We start from the raw sequence: 2,395 nt of genomic DNA on the forward strand, positions 1-2,395 counted from the left end.
CAATATACTACTAAATACCATAAATAAAATTCCCCCATAAATTCACTTATGTACATTAATGTTTATAGCTAAAAAAACTATGAAATTAGATAATATCTAGGTTTCATAGTTTTTATTATAGAAAATTAAAATTATTAAATTATTTTAATTTTTCATTAAATATTTTAGAAGCAGTATCTACATTTACACCTTCATTTTCCATTGTTATTAATAAAGCAATATAATTACCTTTTTCCTCAATTTTTGCTGATTCTAAGGTTTCTAAATCTACTGGATAAACTGGTGGTTGCTTTTTTATTTCTAAATACTTTTCAAAGGAAGTTTTTACATTTTCAACTTTTCCTTCTTTAGCCTTGACTATAGCAATAGTATCTACCCCTGGGCTTATACCAGTAGAAATTATATTATATTCTTCTACGTCATCTAAATTTAACTGAAATAAATCTTTTGCCATATTATCATCCACAGGTTGTGGCATTCTTACTTGAATTTTTTCATTAATAGCCTCTGCTATTTCTTTTGTTGATATATTTATAGTATCTTCTTTTCCTGAGCTTGCACCTGGTTTTTCTGTATTAGATTTCCCACAAGCTGTTAAAGTTGATCCTAACATAATGGCTGCTAAAACACTAACTAATATTTTTTTCATCTAAAATTCCCCACTTTTAAAAGTTTTTGTTATGTAAACATTATATACCATTATGATATTTTTTCCAACACTTTATTTTTAAAATTAATTTTTCTTAAATTTAGTTTTTTTCTTCTTATTATTATCTTTTTTATCTTTACTTTTATATTTTTTATAAACTTTCTTTTTAGGTTCAATATTTACTTCACCTTCATAAATGTACATTTGTGGAATTGATACTTTAAACTTGTTTTCGTATTCATTAATTAAAGGTAATTCTCTCTTATCCACAAGTGAATAAGCAGTTCCCTTCTCACCAGCTCTTCCAACTCTTCCAACTCTATGTAAATAATCCTTATTGTCCTCTGGAATATCTAAATTTATTATATGTGTAACTCCTTTAATATCAAGACCTCTGGCAGCAATATCTGAAGCTATAAGAACTTGAATATCTCCCTTTCTAAAACCTTCTAATGCATTTTTTCTTTCTTCTTTTTTATTTGTACCATGAAGCGCTTCCGCTTTAATTTTATGAAATCTAAGTTTTGATAATGTCATATTAACATCATAATTTTTATTTATAAATACAATAGTTTTTTTAGCTTTAGATGCATATATTAATTTTCTTAAAGTATCTACTTTTTCTCTATGTTCTACTAAAAAATATCCATGTTCTATATCACTATTAACCTTATTTTCTTCTACACTTTGAACAATTTCACAATTACCTATTACTTTCTTAGCTACTTCAAAAGTTTTAGTTACTAAAGTTGCTGATACTAATATTTTTTGAATGTCTCTTTGACAAGATTTTATTATGGCATTTACACTTTCTATATTCATATAATCTAATAACTTATCCCCTTCATCAATAACAAGAGTTTTTATTGTGTGGGCTGAAACTTTTTTCTTTTTTATTAATTCTAATATTCTACCTGACGAACCTACTATAATATGAGGTTTACTTTTTAACTTTTCAATTTGTCTAGTTATATTTCCACTACCAACTAACGTAGTAGATGTTATTTCTTTATTACTATTCTTTTTCAAATCTAAAATTGTATTATTTATTTGTACTGCTAATTCATGGGTTGGTGCTAGTATAATTGCTTGCATTTCTTTTTTATTAATATCTATTTTTTCTATTATAGGTAAAAGATAAGCTAATGTTTTTCCTGTTCCCGTTTGAGATTGTCCTATAATATTTTTATTTTCTTTAACTAAAGGAATCATTTTATTTTGAATATCTGTTGGTTCTTTAATCCCCATTTTTTCTAATGCTACTATCAACGCTTCATCTAATTCTAATTCTGTAAATTTTTTCATTTTTCTCTCCTTAAAATATATTTACTCTTATGTTTTATAAACTTTTTACTTTATTAATTTTTAATATATGATTATATAAATGCTCTAAATGAGCTATATCTACATTTTCTTTTTTTAATACCTGTATTCTTTCTTTTATTTTATTTAATGTTTCTTTTCCCTCTTTAAAATCTCTTTTCTTTATACAATTATTGAAATAATCTATTAAATAATCTACCTTTATTACCTCCTTTGCTAAATCTTCTCTATTGTCATTAACTAAATCTAATAATAATGAATATATTTTAGGTGATGTAGAACTTCTATATCTACTTAAAAAATCATTATTTCTACTAGTTTTTTTAGCCACTTTAAATTCCTCCATTAAAATTTATTACTAATTAACTATAATACAACCTTATACAAGTGTATACAATATTTTATTCAAATTTTATCTTAAAT

General features: G+C 24.3%; 3 protein-coding genes. All 3 read right to left on the reverse strand.

All coding sequences use genetic code 11. The annotated features are described in order from the left end of the window. Positions 1-139: 139 nt before the first annotated feature. Positions 140-649 (reverse strand): DUF4358 domain-containing protein, encoded by a 510-nt coding sequence (locus GBZ86_RS15055; protein ID WP_152892007.1) that lies wholly within the window; start codon positions 647-649, stop codon positions 140-142. A gap of 84 nt (positions 650-733) precedes the next feature. Continuing rightward, positions 734-1,954 carry a DEAD/DEAH box helicase gene (locus tag GBZ86_RS15060; protein WP_152892009.1) on the reverse strand — a complete coding sequence of 407 codons (1,221 nt, stop codon included), beginning with the start codon at positions 1,952-1,954 and terminating at the stop codon, positions 734-736. Between the two features lie 34 nt (positions 1,955-1,988). Then, the gene (locus GBZ86_RS15065; RefSeq protein ID WP_327445283.1) at positions 1,989-2,303 is read right to left on the reverse strand and encodes a hypothetical protein; all 315 of its coding nucleotides are present in this window, start codon (positions 2,301-2,303) and stop codon (positions 1,989-1,991) included. Positions 2,304-2,395 lie beyond the last annotated feature (92 nt).

The sequence above is a fragment of the Clostridium tarantellae genome, assembly GCF_009295725.1.
GTDB classification, from domain to species: Bacteria; Bacillota; Clostridia; order Clostridiales; family Clostridiaceae; genus Sarcina; species Sarcina tarantellae.